This is a genomic window from Paenibacillus sp. WC2504 (assembly GCF_052682475.1).
In genome coordinates this window covers 5,248,384-5,267,213 of sequence record NZ_JBQZFH010000001.1, presented here as the reverse complement: position 1 = coordinate 5,267,213, position 18,830 = coordinate 5,248,384, and the positions used below count along the sequence as shown (strand labels likewise).

Below are 18,830 nucleotides of genomic sequence, written 5' to 3'. Positions count from 1 at the left end.
TAAACTAGTCACAGGAGTAATTCTTAAGTCCCAACCCTCTTTTATCATTCGACAAATGTTGGTAAAAAGAAACATTTCGTATCACGTACATATCATTTTCTGACAAATAACGCGACATATCTCCAATTAGGAAGGTGACAAAAAGCATGGCGAACAGAAAATCCAGCTTAGCAAAGAAAGCGCTTACTATAACAGCGGGCTGCATGGTGATGTTTAGCAGTATGGTCGGAACAGCAGCAGCCAATGAACAATCAGGCAATCAGGGGACGACGTCAGGCGTTCAACTGGAATATTTGGATCGTGGTTTGACAGCGGTTGTCAAAGGCAATGGCGTGTTTCTCAGTTGGAGGCTGCTTGGCAATGAGGTAACGGGTTACTCCAGCACGGGATTAACGGGGACAAACTTTAATTTGTATAGAGACGGCGTGAAGATTGCTACGATCGACGACAGTACGAACTATTTTGACAGCTCAGGAACGGTTTCATCGAAATACTATGTGGCTGCGGTCGCTAATGGAAATGAAGTGGATAAAAGCGCATCTGTTACGCCATGGGGCAGCGGTTTCTATGATTTGCCTTTGAAAAAACCGGCGGACGGCGTTACACCAAAAGGTGAAGCTTACACCTACAAAGCGAATGACATGAGCGTTGGCGATGTTGACGGGGACGGTCAATATGAATACTTCGTCAAATGGGATCCGTCCAACTCCAAAGACGTCTCTCAAAAAGGTTATACAGGCAATGTGTATGTAGATTGCTATAAGTTTGACGGGACTTTATTGTACCGAATTGATCTTGGGGTCAATATTCGGGCGGGCGCACACTATACGCAATTCATGGTTTATGATTTCGATGGCGACGGAAAATCAGAGATGATGTTCAAAACAGCGCCGGGTACAAAGGTCAGTAAGTACGATGCTCAAGGTAATGTAACATCCACGAAGTACATCACGATGCCGGGTGAAGATCTTGCCAAAGGATACGCAAATACGGACGATTATCGATTGAGCGCCGAAGGTTACTACGATCATGTGGTGAACATGTTCATGAATTGGGATAAGCATCCAGAAGTGCTTAACGGTTCATGGCCAAAAACGTTGGAAGAATGCTTCGGCATCGCCAAGAAATATTCTTATCCGCTGTCTGAAGGGGATGCCAAGCTTTTAGCGGATTATTTTATTGACGTATATGCCCCTAGTCGAAGCACAAATAACAAATTGCGGGAATTTGAAGGATTTATTGTAGACGGACCGGAGTATTTATCGGTGTTTGAAGGCGCGACAGGCAAAGAACTGGAAACCATCCACTACAAGCCGGGTCGTGAAGATGACGGACTCATGTGGGGGGATTACGCGCTTGCAAGAATTGAGCCGGCCAATCGTGTGGACCGTTTCTTGGCGGGAGTATCCTATCTGGATGGCCAGAATCCTTATGCAATTATTGCGAGAGGGTACTATACGAGAAGTACCATCGTGTCGTACCGCTGGAATGGTAAACATTTAGAGGAGTATTGGTTCGTAGACAGCGGATGGGTAAAAATGACGAATCCGTTCAATGACACCCCTCACGGCAGAGAGGGATCTAATCCTGCTTATGCGAAACTGACGACGCAGGGAGCTCACTCCTTGACAAGCGCTGATGTGGACGGCGACGGCAAGCAAGAAATTGTATACGGCTCCTCAACGATTGACCATGATGGCAAATTGTTGTACAGCTCCGGCGATACGATTGCTTCGGGCCCGAATGCTGGAAACTATGCGTTGCTAGGCCATGGAGATGCTCTGCACGTTACAGACATTAACCCGGATCGTCCTGGTTTGGAGATCTTCATGGTTCATGAAGGCGCGACAAGCGTACCTTACGGCTACTCCTTCCGTGACGCGAAAACAGGTGAGACGATCTATGGCGCCTACACGGGGAAAGACACAGGCCGTGGCATGATCGGTGACGTTGATGCAAGCAAAAGAGGTATCGAAACGTGGGCTACCGCCCTGCGAATGGCCGATGGTACAACATTAGGAACTTCCATGCCAGGCACAAACATGAGCATCAAATGGGCGGGCAACATGACGACGCAAATCGTGAATGGTGCGGAAGGCTCAACGCCGACAATTGATGTTTGGGGCGGGGCTAGAGCACTGGCGGCTACAGGCACGACGACCAATAACTCCACGAAAGGGAATCCATCGCTTGTTGCCGATATTTTTGGCGACTGGAGAGAGGAATTGCTCGTTCGTAAGACGGATAGTTCCGCTATTCGGATTTATATGAGCACGGATGTAACGAATCACAAAATTTACACGTTAATGCACGATCCGCAATATCGAGCTGAGATCGCTAGACAGAACACAGCGTACAATCAACCGGCATATACGAGCTTTTATTTTGCTTCTGACACGGATTGGTCCAAGGTGCCGATTCCAAACTTGAAGCCTTTTGCAACCGGTGCTTCCATAAGCGGTCCTGACGGCGTTGCCCCTGGGCAATCTTTCAATATTACTTACGGATTGGAGCACGTAAATTCGGAGGTAGTGGCTGAGGATATCACCATTGATGTGGATACGAATAAGTTGGATTTGAATAATACGCCTCCTGTTTCGTTGGACGAAAACACATTCAAAATTGTTGATTACAAACAAACACCAGGCAAGCTTCGCATTCTCGGCGTTCACTTCGGCGACAAACAAGCGCGTCCGAACGGCCCGCTGTTCACTATCGGTTTGACGGCCAAATCTTCCGTGCAATCCGGAGTAGGAACGGCAGCCGTCTCAGCGTTAACTGTTGCGAACGGTGCGGGCATCGAGCAGCAGCTGCAGGGCAGTTCGTACGCCGTGCAAATTGGCTCTGGAGACAAAACGCAGTTGAATGCTTTAATTGCTGAAGCTCAAGGTGTAATTAACAGCGCTGTAGAAGGCGGCCATGTTGGAGAGTATCCTTCCGGCTCCAAAGCGATTCTGCAAGCAGCTATTGATAAAGCGATTCTGGCTGCGAATGATCCGACGATCAGTCAAGAGCTTATTAATCAAGCAATTGCTGAGCTTTCCGCCAAACTTCAAACTTTCCGTCAATCCGTGGTTACTAAGGTTGTTGGTGACTTTACGAATGATGGTAAAGCAAGTATCGGCGACTTGGCGCTTATGGTTAAAGCGTATGGTAAAACGAATCAAAGTCCGGATTGGAATGATTGGAAACAATTTGACCTCAATAACGATAAAATGATTGATATCGCAGATCTTTCAGCACTTGCTCAATTAATCATTAACGAAGACTTTTAAGCTGGATATTTCTTCAATTAGCGGGCGGGAAGGCAGGGAATGCTGCTGCTTTCCTCTCCGCACCTATTCACATCACGGAGAGGACGGAGGCTATGTTAAAAAAGAGAGGTCTTATCTATGCATTATGTTTATTGCTGTGCATCTCATTTAATCCCGTACAAGCCATAGCGGCTGAGTCGCCAAGTTACTCCTTATCCCTAACCAGCAATCAAACCCAAGTCGGGAGTCAGGTGCGAGTGGTTGTCAAAGGCACCCATGTGACAGACCTTTTTGGCTACGAAATTCGATTGTCCTATGATACGAAGCATTTGCGTTTTATAAAAGGAACGAGCCCAATGAACGGATTTTCCGTTCCGGCAATCGTGAAAGAAGGGCAAGTTATCTTCGCCCATACCAAAGTTGGAAAATTACCGGGGGATTCAGGGGATGTGGAACTTGCTTCCTTTACGTTTGAGAATTTGTCAGAAGGACCAGCGGAGATCAAGCTTGTACAGGTTAAAGAAGTGACGAGCGCGATGCAATCAGCAACGGTAACTTCGGACTCCAAGCTCGCGATGGATATTACGCCTAAGCTGGGAAATGTTATTACTTTTAGTGATATGGCCAATCATTGGGCACAAAAAGCCGTCGAAAGAGCGGCATCGCTTGGTTTTGTAAACGGTTACGATGATGGAACATTCCAACCGGACGGTAAAGTAACGCGTGCGGAGTTCACAGCTATGCTAGTACGTGCAATCTCGCTTACTAGCAAGGATGCACAAAATATGCAATTCTCCGATATCGACAATATCCCGCAATGGGCCAAAGCTTATATTTTTGAAGCGGCATCCGCAGGCGTGGTAACGGGTTACGAAGATCACTCCTTTGGTGCGGACCGGCTCATTTCACGTGCGGAGATGGCGGTTATGGTCGCACGGGCAATCGGTCTGGAGACAAGCTCCGATGAGGCGATTTCCTTTGCCGATGAGGATCAGATTCCGGCTTGGGCACTGCAAGAAATCAAAGCTTCACGTAAAGCCGGGTTAATTCAAGGCAGAGACAATAACTATTTTATTCCAGATGATCAGGCAACACGAGCTGAAGCCGCTGTATTAATTCTCGCAGCTTACGATTACATCCAATCGGCAAATGAAAGGTAGATGAACGCGAAAATGAAAATAAGAAAACTTCCGCTCTTTTTAAGCGCAACGATGGCATTTGCCGTATTTTCAGGCTCAGCAGTACTTCCTAAATCGGTTTCTGCTGCTCAGCAAGCCTACCTCTTTGATTTCGGAACAGCGACAAGTCCTGTGGCTCCCGGTTTTACACGGGTTTCGGAGTCCACCTTGTACAGCAGTGCTACCGGATTTGGCCTAAGCAAAACCATAGCGAGCCGAGATCGTGGAGCTAATTTTAGCGATACTTTAAGAGATTTTGTGATTGATAAAAGCTTCTCATTTAAAGTGGATATGGAAAATGGAGATTATTTCGTCAAAGTTACCGCAGGTGATGGAACGGCAAGCAATAAGACGGCCGTAACGATTGAGGGGATCAATCGTGGTTCCACGAATACGGCCAGCGGCAGCTTTCAGGATGTCACGGCTGTTGTTACGGTTGCAGACGGACAGATGAACGTGGACATTGGCGGCAATGACGGCCGTGTCAACGCCATCGAAATTACGCCGGCTGTGGTCATGAGCGGTGTCAAAGTTGAAAGTGTGAGCGTATCTCCATCTCCAAGCGTGCAGCTTAGTTGGAATGCTGCACAGGGCGTGAGCGAATACAGCATTTACAGGAAAGGTGAAGGACAAGCCGATTATACAAAAATTGGAACAACGAGTGCAGCAGCGTATGCAGACAATTCAGTTGAACTTGGCTTAACTTACACGTATGCGGTAACAAACACAGTTGGTGGTTATGAATCACCGAAAAGTGGCCCGCTGACGGTAACCGTTGCAGATGGAACGGGCCAAAAGCCAACGGTTCCCGGCCATTTTCAAATCACGAATGCCACAGAAAGCTCCGTTAGTTTAGATTGGGACACCGTCTCAGGAGCTGTTTACTACTATGTTTACAGATCGTCAAGCGAGGCAGGGGCTTACAGTAGAATTGCCGGATCGACGGATTCATCCTATGTTGATCAATCCGTGACAACAAATGTTCCTTATTATTACAAAATTGCAGCCGTAAATTCGGCGGGGCTATCTGATCTCACAGCTTCTGTCGTATCGCCGATCAAAAAAGTGTTCCTACGCCAAATGGAACGTCTGGAACGAGGCACCACGGCAATTAAAGTGAGCAATGGCGTATATGTCGGTTGGAGATTGCTGGGCACAGAGCCAGGCAGCATCTCATTCAATTTGTATCGGGACGGCCAGAAGATTAACGGCTCCCCAATCACCTCAAGTACGAACTACCTTGATACGGAAGGCACGCTGCAGTCGACTTATACGGTTCGAGCGATCGTGAGCGGAATTGAGCAAACGGCTTCAGACAGCGCATCTGTCATGGAAACGAATCATTTGGATATTCCGCTAAATAAACCAACGGGGGGCACCACTCCGGATGGGGTCATTTACACGTACAGTGCGAATGATGTCAGCGTCGGGGATTTGGATGGCGATGGACAATATGAATATGTGGTGAAATGGGACCCGTCCAATTCTAAGGACAACTCTCAGTCCGGTTACACAGGCAATGTCTATGTGGATGCCTATAAACTTGACGGCACCCAATTATGGCGTATTGATTTGGGTAAAAATATCCGGGCTGGAGCCCATTACACACAGTTCATGGTGTATGATCTGGACGGAGACGGCAAGGCGGAAGTCGCCATGAAAACGGCGGACGGAACCATCGATGGAGCCGGAACCGTGCTCGGTAATGGGGCAGCGGATTATCGCAATTCATCGGGCTACATTTTGTCCGGTCCTGAGTATTTGAGCATTTTTGAAGGTACCACAGGTAAAACGCTTACGACGACTTCTTACGAACCTCCAAGGGGAACGGTGGGGAACTGGGGAGATACGTATGGTAACCGGGTCGATCGTTTTCTGGCAGCAATTGCTTATCTGGATGGCGAGCATCCAAGTCTGATTATGGCACGTGGCTACTACACACGAACAGTTCTTGTCGCGTATAACTGGAGAGACGGACAGTTAACGAAGGTGTGGACGTTTGATTCAAACACTCCTGGAAATGGCAGCTACGCAGGTCAAGGAAATCACAATTTAAGCGTTGCCGATGTTGACGGGGACGGCAAAGATGAAATTGTGTATGGCGCAATGGCGGTTGACAATGATGGTACAGGACTTTATACAACGGGCTTGGGGCATGGAGATGCCATGCATTTAAGTGACTTGGATCCGGATCGTCCTGGCTATGAGGTATTTCAGGTGCATGAAGAAAAGCCGAGCCGTGCAGGATTGGAATTCCGCGATGCGAAAACAGGCGAGCTCATCTGGGGGAAACCTACAACCTATGATGTAGGCCGTGGTGTATCCGCCGATATCGATCCTCGGTACAAAGGCGCTGAATCTTGGGCTATTGATGCGGGAGGTTGGAACAGTACCTCCGGGGGGATGTACGATGTGAAGGGCAATGAGATTTCCACACATATTCCGCCTGCGAACTTCGTGATTTGGTGGGATGGAGATCTCCAACGTGAACTGCTCGACCATACCTACAACGATACGACGTTGACCGGTGTAGGTAATATTTTGAAATGGGATTATGAGAATTCGCAAGTGAAGACGCTGCTTTCAGCAGAGGGGACGTTCTCCAACAATGGAACAAAAGGGAATCCCGGCCTGCAAGCCGATCTATTCGGTGACTGGCGTGAAGAAGCCATGTGGCGGCTTGAGGACAGCAGCGCGCTGCGCATCTATATGACTACCGATGTAACAGATTACCGCTTTTATACGCTTATGCATGATCCTGTCTACCGATTAGGTGTAGCTCGTGAAAATACCGGCTACAATCAGCCGCCTCATGTGAGTTATTACCTCGGTGGAGGGATGACCCAGCCGCCAATGCCGAACATTACAGTGCCGGCAGGTGAGCCGCAAGAGCCTGGCATTATTTTAGGCGGGGGAAGCACATTAAAACCCGGGGAGACGCTCACGCTGACATACGGACTGAGTGGTATTACGGAGCCCATCATCGCCCAAAATGTGAGCTTTACCTATAATCCGGATTACTTCGAATATGTATCAACCAAAGAATTGCAAGATGGAGTGAGTGTTGTAGGCAATGTGTACAGTACACCTGGCAAGGTGCGAATCATCTTGGTTAGTTTAGGGACTGACTACGCTGTGACGGGCAATAGCGAGCTGATCTCACTTCAACTCAGAGCCAAGTCCGTAGGCAGTACGGTTGTCACCAACGTTTACAGTTCGGCAGAGGTGGCTAATGCAGCAGGGGTGGAAACCACTTTCCAAGGGGTAGAGAAACCGATTACGATTCGTTATGCCGACTTGTCTGCGTTGAATGCGCTTATTAGCACGGCTGAAACGACATACGCACAAGCGGTAGAAGGAATTGGTCAAGGGGAATATCCAGCTGGCTCGAAAGCTGATCTTCTAGCTGCCATTACGAAGGCCAAAGCCGTTCAAGCGAATCCGAATGTCACGCAGGCTGAAATTACGCAAGCTGTTGCAGAGCTGAACGCCGCACTGACAGCGTTCCAAGCTTCCGTGCACACAAGTCATGGATACGATGTGAATAACTCCGGTCAAGTGAGCATCGGCGACCTAGCCTTTATTGCCGCTCATTATGGATTAAGAAATACCGATCCTAACTGGAATAGCAAAGCGGACGTCCATGTGGACGGTATCATCGATATTCTGGATTTAAGTGAGGTTGCCAGTTACATTTTAAAATAGGTAATAAGAAGGGCCTGGTGGGGATCTATGATCTTTCTGCCAGGCTTTTCTTTTAACATGTTATAGAGTTTATATGTTTTGGGGTTCGCTCACGGAGTAACTGGAATTTCTACTGTTAAAAATGGCGTGGAGTAGGAGTTTGATAAAATAACTGGAGCTTGTGCAGCTATTTCAGTCGATTCGCCTCATTTCTGAGGAAACTTGAGGAATAAGCAGGAGAAATTCCATCTATTGACTCAAGAGCTGCAGAAATGAAGAAATTAGCAGTACTTTTTCCATTTAAGAGAATGGTGACGAGTAAGAAGTGGAGGGTCTACGATGATAGGTATCCGAATAAGATAATAAGACATAATTCGAAGAGGTGATTAAGGTGGGAACTCGTTTATTATCGGAGCAGTTGGTGAAAAAGCGTTTTCCGCATTTGAAATATGTACGGATTCATACGCCGGAAAAACATAAAGCGACGATCTATGCCTGGAACGAAGATTTGAACTTGCCGGAAAAGGATGCTGAGAGTCTGCAACGTTATGCAAGCGGTTACTTGTATCCTTATGTTAGCTATGAGGTGAAAGCCTATAACTTGGTGCAAACGGATAAAGTCCCGCTGCCGCAGGACTTTCCGGAAGCTGTTGTTCAAACGGCGAAGCGCAGGAATTTGAACCAACATGGCATTATTGAAGCCATTAATCGGCTATTTCCCTGCGGTCATTTATCGTTTGTCTACTATGATGCCGCAGAGAGTTTGATTTATTTTGATTTTCATGCGATTAGAAATCTTCAAAATCGCGAGAAGGAAGCTATGTACAAGTATTTAAATGAGATAATTCCCTTGGGATCTTATTGTGAAGTGACTTTCTATTAAAAGCTTCATCGTCAATCTTCTTTAATGCGAAACTCGCTTTCTTCCCGCAGATATGAGATTTCACCGATCTGTACCTCGAATGGCGTGTACTTTCTAATTTTACCGACCGCGAGAAAAACTGGGATATCATCCGCCGTGCACTGAATGACGGCGACATTCGCTTGTGAGAGTGCCGCCGCAAATAATTGCATGTCCGTAATCAGTGTTTTGTTCAATTCGTTATTCACCCCCGGCACGTCCTTATCTCGTTATCCGTTCCTCCGGCTGCAAGACAGGAACCTGGACGTTTACGGTATCCGGATATTTAATTCCAGCCCCCGTGTTAAGCGCAATAACGCACTCATCTTCGGCGATCCAGCCGGATTGTTTCAGCTTTCTTGCGGCTGCGAACGTAGCGGCTCCCTCTGGGCACACGAAGGCTCCTTCAAGCTCTGCGATTCGCTGTTGCTCTTGCAGCAGCTCTTCGTCATGAATGGAAATCGCGCATCCGCCAGTCGCATAGATGGCCTCCAAAACTAAGAAATCGCCAAGCGCTTTCGGAACGTTGATGCCGAAGGCGACCGTCTTGGATTCCTGCCAAAATTCCGAAGCTTTCGCTTGATTTTCCCAAGCTTTGACGATAGGCGCACAGCCCTCTGCTTGCACAGAGACAAGCCGCGGCAATTTTCCTTGCACCCAACCCAAGGCTTGCAGTTCCTGCAGCGCTTTATATATCCCGATCAATCCAACGCCTCCGCCAGTCGGGTACAAAATAACATCAGGAAGCTTCCAGCCCAGCTGCTCGGCGATTTCAAGTCCCATCGTCTTCTTGCCTTCGATTCGGTACGGTTCTTTGAGCGTTGAAGCATCGTAGAGGCTGTAGGATTTGACGAGATCGGCGACTATCCGCCCGGCATCGCTAATGAGACCGTTGACCAGATACAGATTGGACCCGGAAATCGCACATTCATTACGAGTAATGAGCGGAGCATCGACGGGCATGATGATCGTTGATTTCATTTTCGCTCTTGCAGCATATAAAGCCCACGCTGCACCTGCATTGCCATTGGTCGGCATGGCAAGTTCCTTCACGCCCAGTTCCTTCGCTTTAGAAATGCCGACAGCTGCGCCTCTGGCTTTGAAAGAGCCGGTAGGCAGCAGGCCTTCGTCTTTCATGAGCAGACCGGGGATCTGCATATCTGCACCGATGCTGCGCATCGGAAGCAGCGGGGTAAAGCCTTCGCCAAGCGTAACGACATGCTCCGGCTGAATGACGGGCAGCAGTTCGCGATAACGCCAAAGGCTTGGTTCGCGGTCGCGAAGCATGGCAGGGGTCAAGTGTTTGGCAATGCCTTCCATGTCATATGCGACTAAAAGCGGTGAGCCGCAGCTGCACAGCTGATGCTTGTCCTCGGCTGTATATCGCGTGTCACATTTCGGGCAATAAAGATGAGATACATAACTATGCTTCATGGCTCAAGTCTCCTAAACGTTCAAATGTGGAAGTTGTCAGTTGTCTGAACCAACCTATGGACAATTACTTAGCCATCGTAATAGAAATGAAAGCAACGTGTCAACGTAACATGAAAAGTTGTTTACCGTATCATCCCGTAGTCACGAATCTTGGTGTCTACTTCCACGCGGATCTCCGCATTTGGGTAGAGAGTGTCCCAATTCAGCTGCTTCCATTCGTCGTAATTCATACTGTTTCGGACATAAGTGCCGATTCCCAAGTTGTCAGCTCCTATGCGTTGTACTTGGTTAAGAATTGCTTGCATTTGTTCACGAATGGCTTTGGACAAGTCTTGATTTAGCGCTTTTTGCTCATCTGCATGTTTAAAGGTCGAAGCCCCTGTATACTCCAAAATAATACCGCTTAATCGAATTTGCATAACAATTTTTGGAGGAGCGCCTCCAGCTTGTTTCATAATAGACACTTTTCGTTTGGAAACAATGGAGCTAATCATCGCTCCTTCTTTTTGACCAGACAATTGATCCATAAATCTGATATTGAATTCGGCATTATTAAGGTTTTGATGCAGAATAGCGAACATCACCGTGTCGTCTTGACTGATCTTTCCAATGTAACGATCTTTTTTGAACAAGGCGACTCCATCTATTTCCACATTATCATTTTTTATCATGACCAGAGGTGCAATGGGATCAATTCCATCGTCAAAATAATCGCGTGCGAAGCTGTAGAGTGTAACTTCAGGGACATCATGAATTTTTGCCTCTTGGGTTAGAAGCTGCTCAATGTGACTTCCGACTGAACTGATTTGAGCATAGGAATGGGTTAACATGTCGACAGCGCTACCGTTCACAACGACGATTTTTAACCGCTCCCCAACTGTATAATCACGGCGGTAGGAGTCTAAAGCTTTCCATATGCCTTGCTTAGCTAGATCCTTCCCGAAAAGCATACTTCTCAATTGACCTGAAACAATGACTTTATCAATTTTGCGGGAGAAGTTACTCCTTCCTTCTTTGGGTGTAGAAGCTTTTGTCTGCAAGATATCTAATTGTGCGGAGTTCGTTTTTCCTGCTCTCGGGACCGATATAGCAATGGATAATTGCGTATTGGATGGTTTTCCATTTTCATCATACGCAGGATCTAAAGCTACGGTATCCGACATGCCTAATTTCTCAATCCGTTGCTGCTGGGCACAACCTGTGAGACTGAATAGCATGATTAGAATAAACAAACTACGCATAATTTTGTCCTCTTCGCTTGTTAATAAGAAGGATAGTAAGTAATACAATGGGAAGAATGACAGCAACCGCTGCTTCTGCAACTCCAAATCTAAATATCCACGGCTCTGTTTCTTCGAGCGTTGTTGGTATGGCAAAGAAGGTAGCTGCTGCGAAAATAACTAAGACAACATAGGGGATTGAACGGAATTTCGCTGCTGGAAAGAGCCGTCTGAGTGTTTCAGCGGACGCCCAGGCGAACATGGCATTCGAAACAATTACTCGTAACAGGGAGAGATTGAATACGAGATCGTCCACTCTTTTCACAAAGGGAAGCTCCACGTAGGATAGCAAATTCAACATAGGAAACTTCATATGTTGAAGCTGATGCAAGCTGAAAAAGCCAAAGGAAATAAAGCTAACTAAAACATAGCTAGCGGTTGTAATGAGATTAGCGATTTGAAAGCTACGCATTAAGTGTGATTTTTCATCTACATAGGGAAATAGAAGGAGACAAAGTTCATAACCTAGAAATGCTGAATAAATTTGGAACCATCCTTTTAGAGTATGATCAACTTCCTTAAACCAAAAAGGAGTCATTCGTGATAAATCAAAGTCTTTGCGAGCATAAAACAAAAGTAGGAAATTGCAAGTTAACAAGAAATAAGCGATAACAGATGAATTGGAGATAGAAAAAATTCCTTTGGATAAAAGTAAAAATACAAGCAGCTCAAGCAGCAGATATAAGTAAATCGGGGGGAGTGAACGGAAGGATAAAGAAGTAATTATGAGAATGAATTCTTTAGCAATCAGACTGCCCAGAATAGCCCATAATGCAGCCAATAGACAAAAAAATGGAATAATAATGAAGTTAGGTAATACAGACTTCGTGATATCGAAGATGGATTTCCCTTGTCCGAACCGATAAACCAATGAAATCAAGCAAAGATTGCAAGAAGCGACGACTGAACAGATGAGCAGGGCTGCCCACCCGTTTGTCCCGATATTTTCTGCTAACAGACGGGGGAGACTGAATACGACGACACCGGTCTGGATGAAATTGGCTAGAATGGTGGTCTGAAAAAAAGGGAGCTTTGCCCGCATGAGTAACTCCTTCATTTGCCTGATTTATTAGGGGTGAATTTTTTCAATTTAGCCAAAATTTGCACGGGCGCTCGAATAATCTGATCTAACCAACGACTTGGTTGCGATGGTGCTAAAGGTGATAAATAAGATAGATCAAACATATGTAAACTGGAAAGTTGAACGATCAAGAATCCGAGGCCGAAAACTAGACCGAAATTTCCAAATATACCAGCCAACAGAATGATACCAAATCGCATTATCCGAATGGAAGCGCTCATGATATAACTAGGGATGGCGAAGGAGGCTATGGCCGAAATCGCAACAGAGATAATGAGGATATTGCTTGTTACACCAGCTTGAACAGCCGCTTGGCCGATGACGATTCCCCCGACAGTCCCAATCGTAGATCCGATTTTGGTGGGTAAGCGTGCCCCTGCTTCACGAAGAAGCTCAATGGTCATCTCCATAAAAATGGCTTCTACCAGCGGTGAAAAAGGCACTCGATTACGGGATTCCATTAAGTTTAGCAACAGCGATGGCGGAATCATCTCATAATGATAAGTGACTAGCGAGACATAGGATGCTGTGAAGCTGAGTGTAATGAATAAGGCAATAAGTCGTAAAATACGAACGGCAGAGGCGACGGGCCACGGTTGATAATAATCGTCAGGCGACATGAAAAATTCAATAAAGGAAGTTGGGGTACTGAAGGCAGTTTGACTCCCCTCAAGCAGCCCGACAATTTTGCCGCTGATCAGTTTATTCGCGATGAGATCAGGCCGCACGCTTGTAAAGATTTGCGGTGCCAAGGAGTACTTGTTAGGGCTTAAATATTGAACAAGGATATTTGTTTCAGTGATGATCGGAATATCGAGCTTTTCTATCATCTCGCTTAACTGCTGCACGTGAGACGAATCTGCAAGACCGTCCAAATAAAGGAGATTTAACGATGTGCCTGTTCTGCTGCCAATTGTGAAGGCAAGCACTTTGAGTGACGGATCCTTGATGCGTCTGCGAATTAAAGACAGATTTGTGCTGAGTGATTCGGTGAAAGAGTCCATTGGACCACTAATGACACTTTCCGTCTCTGAGCTTTGTATCGTTCGTGATTCAGGCGCGTATGCTTCATACAAATAAGCACTATGATTATAAAAAATAGCGATACAACCGTTCAGAATATCATGAACGATTTCGTTCACTTGAAGTTTCTGCTTGAAGGAAGACTTGCTCAACATCGCTACCATATTGTCGTGTTTTGCATTAAACAGATTTAAGACATCATTCCTTAGAGCTTCTGGACTGACAAGATAACTGAAATAAACCAAATCGACCTGATGAAGAGGAAAATGGTGATTCGTCAAGTCAGAACAATCGCAAAGCATTTGCAGGGTTTGCTCTAGCAGGCTGATTTCCCTTATCTCTTCACTGCTCATCCGCATTGATCTCCTTAAGTTATTTCACAATATTTCCATACGTTAGTATGTAACTTCAACCACTTTGTTATTCGATATTAGATGGGACATCGTCTTTAGGAGTTCGTCATATGTTATCATGTAGAAGGGCATGACCAGATGAAGGATTTACAAAGGAGTTTGATCCGCATGATACGACAATCCCCCTACATACTTTTATTGCTCGCCACTTGTATATGGGGAGGTAATTTTGTGGCCGGCAAAGCGCTCGTTGAGCATATCCCGCCCATTACCTTAGCCGCTTTGCGCTGGGGCATTGCTTTTCTGCTGCTTCTACCTTTCTATGGCAAGCAAACTTGGCGGTTAAGGGCTGAATTTCTCCGGAATTGGAAAATGCTTGTGTTCTTGTCTGCAACCGGCGTTGCCGGGTTCAACACATTAACTTATGTCGCGGTTCAATATACAGGTTCCATTAACGCTTCACTCATGAACTCTGCGACGCCGATACTTGTGGTGATCCTGACATGGTTGGTCATGCGAGAAAAATTAGCTTGGACGGCATTGCCGGGCATTTTTATTTCAATGGCCGGCGTGAGCTGGATCATTAGTCGAGGGAGCTTGTCAGCGCTGCTTCATCTGTCTTTTAATAAGGGCGATTTGCTGATGCTAACGGCAGTTCTATGTTGGGCCCTATATTCCGTAGGCATGAAAAAGGTAGCGGGGCGATTTCCCTCCAGCCCCTTGCTGCTGGCGCAGGTTGTCGTCGCTTTGATCCTGCTAATTCCGCTTTCATTAACCGAAGTGGCGGTGAAATCCCCGCAGATTGCTTGGAATTCAGCGCTTATCTCAGGACTCATCTATATCGGATTATTCGCATCAATCATTGCGTTCCTGAGCTGGAACCGCGCCATCGAAATCCTGGGACCCCAACGCTGTGCGGGTTTTCTGAACTTTATCCCGATGTTCAGCGCGATATTTGCAACAGCTTTTACGGGCGAATCACTAAGAGTGTATCATCTCTTGGGGGCGATACTAATCGTGGCTGGGGTCTATATTACGAACTATGCCATGAAAAAGCGGCAGACAAATGCTGCATAAAAAAGAGCTCGCCGATGTCGGCAAGCTCTTTTTTTCATTGGGGCAAGTGCTCTCTGGATTGAGGGAACTCTTTTGCCTACTCATCTAATTCCTCCAGATGCCCATGGTTCCTGCGGATAATCTCAGCAGCCCCTGAATAATCTGCATATTTGACTTTGGCTGTGAGCACATAATGAAGTGCAGTGGCGTCTCGGTCGCTCGCATAATCGGAAGAGCTGAGAGCCGCAGTCGGCAGCGCACCAGTCATCGCAAAACTGTTGTTCATGTTTGCTTCGTTTACCAAACCACCGCCATCCAAGATGGGAAGCAGCAGCCGTCCGCTGCCGTTATATCCGCCCTCCAGTGATCCAACCTCGAGCATTTCCGGATTGTATTTCATCAACAATACTTTTGCATCCTCCGCTTGATTTTCCGTGTGAAAATACGCTTGAATGATTCGGCTCATGATTCATCCTTCCTTTCAATTAGGTTAGGTGTTCTTACGTTAGGCTTACCCCAATTTGTTTGAAAGCTGACCTTTATACCAAAATAAATTAAACTTACATTTTTAATCGGGATGATCGGGATTGAAATAAACGTTCGTCCTGCATTATAAGGGGGATTTAGAGAGCGGATTAGTAAAAATGATTGGACATTCTACTCTCTTTAGTTCAAAATAGAATTAAGTGCAGGGGAGGTCAACCAACATGCCAACAAACAACTTTCGTAAATTAATAAGCATCTTCTGGACATTTCTGCGGATCAGCCCACTTACTTTTGGTGGCGGTTATGCTATGCTGCCTGCTATTCATAGAGAAGTGGTTGAGACGAATAAGTGGATGTCAGATGATGAGATGACAGAACTTCTTGCCATATCCGGAGCAGCTCCGGGCGGTGTAGGCGTGAATGTTTCAGCCTTGGTCGGCTATCATTTGGCAGGAGTTCGAGGAGCCGTAGCAGCCGTCATCGGCATTACGCTTCCTACGTTTATCATTGTTATGCTCCTTAGTATGGTTTACGCAATTCTCCAAAGTTATCCGAAAATGCAGGCTATCATGGAGGGGATTCATGCTGCAATCGTCGGACTGATCGCAGCAGCTGCCTACAAAATGGCGAAGTCATCCATTATCGATAAAATGACGCTTTTTGCAGCCGTAGCGACCGTGCTCGTCCTGCTTTTCCTCCCGATATCACCGATCTTAGTGATTGGCTCCGGTTTTGTGGTTGGAATTGCTGTCGTTTTCTTGAAACAAAAATGGGGAATGAAAGATCCATTCGCAAGCAGAGAAACGAAGTCGCAAGCGCCTATGACCAACCGGGCCGCAGATTATTTTATTGCTGACGGTATATGAGGGAAGGTGAAAAAGCGTGCTATTCAGTTTATTTCTTACTTTTTTTAAGATTGGGTTTATCTCCTTCGGCGGTGGATACGCGATGATGCCAGTCATCCAGCACGAGGTGAGCAAAAACCAATGGCTTACAGATGAAGCTTTCAACCAAGTTGTGTCTTTGGCGGGGTCAGGCCCAGGACCGATTGCGACGAATTGTGCCACACTAATTGGATTTCAGACGGCTGGCGTAATGGGCGCCATTGCGGCGACGCTCGGCATGGTGCTTCCATCTCTTTTATTGATCATTGTATTAGCAGCATTTTTGTACAAATGGCATCATAATAAGTGGTTTAAATCTTCTTTTTACGGCTTGAAGCCTGTCGTCACCGGCTTAATTATTTTTGCGGCGATACACTTTGGCATGGCAGGCTGGGGTGAAGCGAAACTACCGGTCACCTGGCAGCAGATTGCTACGGTTTTAATCTCAATCGGTGCTTTCATGGGAATTATCAAATATAAACTGCATCCATTTATTATCATTGTAGGCGCGGGTATTATGGGTATCGTCTTTTTCCAATAGCTGTATAGAAAGCTCTCTTTCATTCCTTCAGGAAGTAGAAAGGGGGCTTTTTTGCGTCCAAAAAAGTGAACGGAACGTGTCCAAAAATGATAAGAAATTATTTTATGTGCTATAAAACAATGTTATTTTCCTTTTTTATGCTATATAATATACAATATATAATAAATAGAACACACTATATAGGTGGTTTTGAATTGTTTAGGAGGGAAACATCATCGAGCTGACATCCCGCCAGTTGGAAATTATTGATCTTGTGGGCAAACATGCCCCGATTACGGGTGAACGCATCGCTGAGCTTTTAGGCATTAGCCGCCCGACGATTCGTTCGGATCTGGCTGTTTTGGTGATGCTTGGGCATATTGATGCCAAACCGAAAGTCGGCTATTTTCTTGGAAAAGCTGCGCTTGAAGTGAATTCACCATTTAAGCATATTGAGGCGATGAAGGTCAAAGAAGTCATGGGCATTCCCGTTGTGCTCAGGGAGACGGTTACGGTCAGCGATGCTGTCGTGACACTTTTTCTAGAAAACGTAGGAAGTTTAATGATTGTAAATCAACAGGGGGCTTTAGTAGGTATCGTTTCACGAAAGGATCTGCTGAAGGTGACATTAGGCCAGTCCGCCGCTAACACAATGCCTGTATCACTCGTCATGACCAGACATCCGAACATTGTTACGGTGCACCCGGAAGACAGCGTGTTAGAAGCTGCTCGGAAAATGATTCATCATCAAGTCGACGGATTGCCTGTCGTTAAGCCGGCAACGCCTGAACAGGAATACGACGAAGTAATAGGCCGAATTACGAAAACGACGATGACCAAACTGCTGCTTGAAGTAGCGCTGGGGATTTAATCAGGAGGAGTGCAAGTGGGAGAAAAGATGCATACGATTTTCGTTTGTTCGGATTCTGTAGGGGAAACGGCGAATACCGTCGTACAAGCAACAATCCGCCAATTTAATGCCAGCCAAGTGCAGGTCAAACGCTTCGGATCCATCCGAACCGAAGATGAAGTGCGCTCCTTAGTGGAAGAAGCATCGAAAGTGAACGGTTTTATCGCCTATACGCTAGTTCTTCCCGAGCTTAGGGAGATGATGCGGCAGGAAGCCATTCGACTTAGCGTCAATGCGATTGACATTATGGGACCTATGATGCAGGCATTCATTGATACCTTCAAGGATTCGCCGAAGCGCAAAGTAGGTCTGCTCTACCAGATGGATGAGCAGTATTACCAGCGGGTTGAAGCGGTTGAGTTCACGGTAAATAGTGACGATGGCAAAGATCCCAGCGCGATGAGACATGCCCATATTGTCTTGCTCGGGCCTTCCCGCACCTCCAAAACGCCGTTGAGCATTTATTTGGCGCATAAAGGAAATAAGGTGGCCAATTACCCGCTTGTTCCTGAGGTAAAGCCGCCCGCCATTATATATGAATTAGATCCTAAGAAATTAATTGGTTTAATGATGGATCCTGATCAACTGGTACGCATTCGAACAGAACGCTTGAAAGCAGTAGGGCTTCCCTTTGGCGCCAAATATGCGACTGGGGAGCGGGTCAAAGAAGAGCTGGCTTTTGCGATGAAATTGTATCGTGATCTTGGATGCCGAATCATCGATGTTAGTGAGAAAGCGATCGAAGAGACAGCAGGACTTATTTTAGCTGACAGAACGTAAACGTAC

Annotated in this window: 14 protein-coding genes and 1 pseudogene; 9 read left to right on the top strand and 6 right to left on the bottom strand. The window is 46.4% G+C overall.

All coding sequences use genetic code 11. The features are described 5' to 3' along the window. Window positions 1-146 precede the first annotated feature (146 nt). The 4 genes and pseudogenes from ACUN27_RS23945 to ACUN27_RS23930 all read left to right on the top strand — a co-directional run. Window positions 147-2,429: pseudogene (locus ACUN27_RS23945) on the top strand (rhamnogalacturonan lyase); the annotation flags it as partial. 938 nt (window positions 2,430-3,367) lie between these two features. Then, a complete protein-coding gene (locus ACUN27_RS23940; RefSeq protein ID WP_326061929.1) occupies window positions 3,368-4,414 on the top strand; it encodes an S-layer homology domain-containing protein in 1,047 nt (348 codons plus the stop codon). 12 nt (window positions 4,415-4,426) lie between these two features. Beyond that, a complete protein-coding gene (locus ACUN27_RS23935; RefSeq protein WP_445559668.1) occupies window positions 4,427-8,137 on the top strand; it encodes a rhamnogalacturonan lyase family protein in 3,711 nt (1,236 codons plus the stop codon). 370 nt (window positions 8,138-8,507) lie between these two features. Next, the gene (locus ACUN27_RS23930; RefSeq protein ID WP_445559667.1) at window positions 8,508-8,999 is read left to right on the top strand and encodes a hypothetical protein; all 492 of its coding nucleotides are present in this window, start codon (window positions 8,508-8,510) and stop codon (window positions 8,997-8,999) included. An 11-nt stretch (window positions 9,000-9,010) separates the two neighbouring features. Here ACUN27_RS23930 and ACUN27_RS23925 read toward each other — a convergent pair whose 3' ends face one another. From ACUN27_RS23925 to ACUN27_RS23905, 5 genes are all read right to left on the bottom strand, one after another. Then, entirely contained in the window at window positions 9,011-9,226 is a 216-nt protein-coding gene (locus ACUN27_RS23925; RefSeq protein ID WP_157319815.1) for a hypothetical protein, read from the bottom strand. Window positions 9,227-9,239: 13 nt separating this feature from the next. Beyond that, window positions 9,240-10,451, bottom strand: coding sequence for a threonine synthase (locus ACUN27_RS23920; RefSeq protein WP_445559666.1), 1,212 nt, complete (start codon window positions 10,449-10,451; stop codon window positions 9,240-9,242). Window positions 10,452-10,573: 122 nt separating this feature from the next. Further along, on the bottom strand, window positions 10,574-11,692 hold the full coding sequence (locus ACUN27_RS23915; protein ID WP_326061925.1) for a Ger(x)C family spore germination protein: 1,119 nt from the start codon (window positions 11,690-11,692) through the stop codon (window positions 10,574-10,576). Next, window positions 11,685-12,773: a GerAB/ArcD/ProY family transporter gene (locus ACUN27_RS23910; protein WP_315949052.1), complete on the bottom strand. Its 1,089-nt coding sequence runs from the start codon at window positions 12,771-12,773 to the stop codon at window positions 11,685-11,687. Before ACUN27_RS23910 ends, ACUN27_RS23915 begins: the two co-directional genes overlap by 8 nt. Window positions 12,774-12,784: 11 nt before the next feature. Beyond that, entirely contained in the window at window positions 12,785-14,188 is a 1,404-nt protein-coding gene (locus ACUN27_RS23905; RefSeq protein ID WP_326061924.1) for a spore germination protein, read from the bottom strand. 168 nt (window positions 14,189-14,356) lie between these two features. Here ACUN27_RS23905 and ACUN27_RS23900 point away from each other — a divergent pair, with 168 nt between their 5' ends. Continuing rightward, window positions 14,357-15,265, top strand: a complete 909-nt coding sequence (locus ACUN27_RS23900) for a DMT family transporter (protein WP_315949056.1) — start codon at window positions 14,357-14,359, stop codon at window positions 15,263-15,265. Window positions 15,266-15,341: 76 nt separating this feature from the next. On the opposite strand, the gene ACUN27_RS23895 is transcribed toward ACUN27_RS23900, so the two are convergent. Then, window positions 15,342-15,710, bottom strand: coding sequence for a hypothetical protein (locus ACUN27_RS23895; RefSeq protein WP_315949058.1), 369 nt, complete (start codon window positions 15,708-15,710; stop codon window positions 15,342-15,344). Between the two features lie 241 nt (window positions 15,711-15,951). On the opposite strand from ACUN27_RS23895, the gene ACUN27_RS23890 reads away from it, so the two are divergent. The 4 genes from ACUN27_RS23890 to ACUN27_RS23875 all read left to right on the top strand — a co-directional run bounded on the left by ACUN27_RS23890 (window position 15,952) and on the right by ACUN27_RS23875 (window position 18,824). Continuing rightward, window positions 15,952-16,596 (top strand): chromate transporter, encoded by a 645-nt coding sequence (locus tag ACUN27_RS23890; RefSeq protein WP_326061923.1) that lies wholly within the window; start codon window positions 15,952-15,954, stop codon window positions 16,594-16,596. A gap of 16 nt (window positions 16,597-16,612) precedes the next feature. Then, window positions 16,613-17,155, top strand: coding sequence for a chromate transporter (locus ACUN27_RS23885; protein WP_326061922.1), 543 nt, complete (start codon window positions 16,613-16,615; stop codon window positions 17,153-17,155). 235 nt (window positions 17,156-17,390) lie between these two features. Next, complete coding sequence (locus ACUN27_RS23880; protein ID WP_315949062.1) at window positions 17,391-18,005, top strand: helix-turn-helix transcriptional regulator; 615 nt, start codon at window positions 17,391-17,393, stop codon at window positions 18,003-18,005. 27 nt (window positions 18,006-18,032) lie between these two features. Further along, complete coding sequence (locus ACUN27_RS23875; RefSeq protein WP_315950353.1) at window positions 18,033-18,824, top strand: pyruvate, water dikinase regulatory protein; 792 nt, start codon at window positions 18,033-18,035, stop codon at window positions 18,822-18,824. Window positions 18,825-18,830 lie beyond the last annotated feature (6 nt).

Bases quoted from the DNA above. Each gene is read 5' to 3' on its own strand.
- ACUN27_RS23940 (WP_326061929.1), top strand. From the start codon at position 3,368: ATGTTAAAAAAGAGAGGTCTTATCTATGCATTATGTTTATTGCTGTGC.
- ACUN27_RS23935 (WP_445559668.1), top strand. From the start codon at position 4,427: ATGAAAATAAGAAAACTTCCGCTCTTTTTAAGCGCAACGATGGCATTT.
- ACUN27_RS23920 (WP_445559666.1), bottom strand. From the start codon at position 10,451: ATGAAGCATAGTTATGTATCTCATCTTTATTGCCCGAAATGTGACACG.
- ACUN27_RS23915 (WP_326061925.1), bottom strand. From the start codon at position 11,692: ATGCGTAGTTTGTTTATTCTAATCATGCTATTCAGTCTCACAGGTTGT.
- ACUN27_RS23910 (WP_315949052.1), bottom strand. From the start codon at position 12,773: ATGCGGGCAAAGCTCCCTTTTTTTCAGACCACCATTCTAGCCAATTTC.
- ACUN27_RS23905 (WP_326061924.1), bottom strand. From the start codon at position 14,188: ATGAGCAGTGAAGAGATAAGGGAAATCAGCCTGCTAGAGCAAACCCTG.
- ACUN27_RS23900 (WP_315949056.1), top strand. From the start codon at position 14,357: ATGATACGACAATCCCCCTACATACTTTTATTGCTCGCCACTTGTATA.
- ACUN27_RS23895 (WP_315949058.1), bottom strand. From the start codon at position 15,710: ATGAGCCGAATCATTCAAGCGTATTTTCACACGGAAAATCAAGCGGAG.
- ACUN27_RS23890 (WP_326061923.1), top strand. From the start codon at position 15,952: ATGCCAACAAACAACTTTCGTAAATTAATAAGCATCTTCTGGACATTT.
- ACUN27_RS23875 (WP_315950353.1), top strand. From the start codon at position 18,033: ATGCATACGATTTTCGTTTGTTCGGATTCTGTAGGGGAAACGGCGAAT.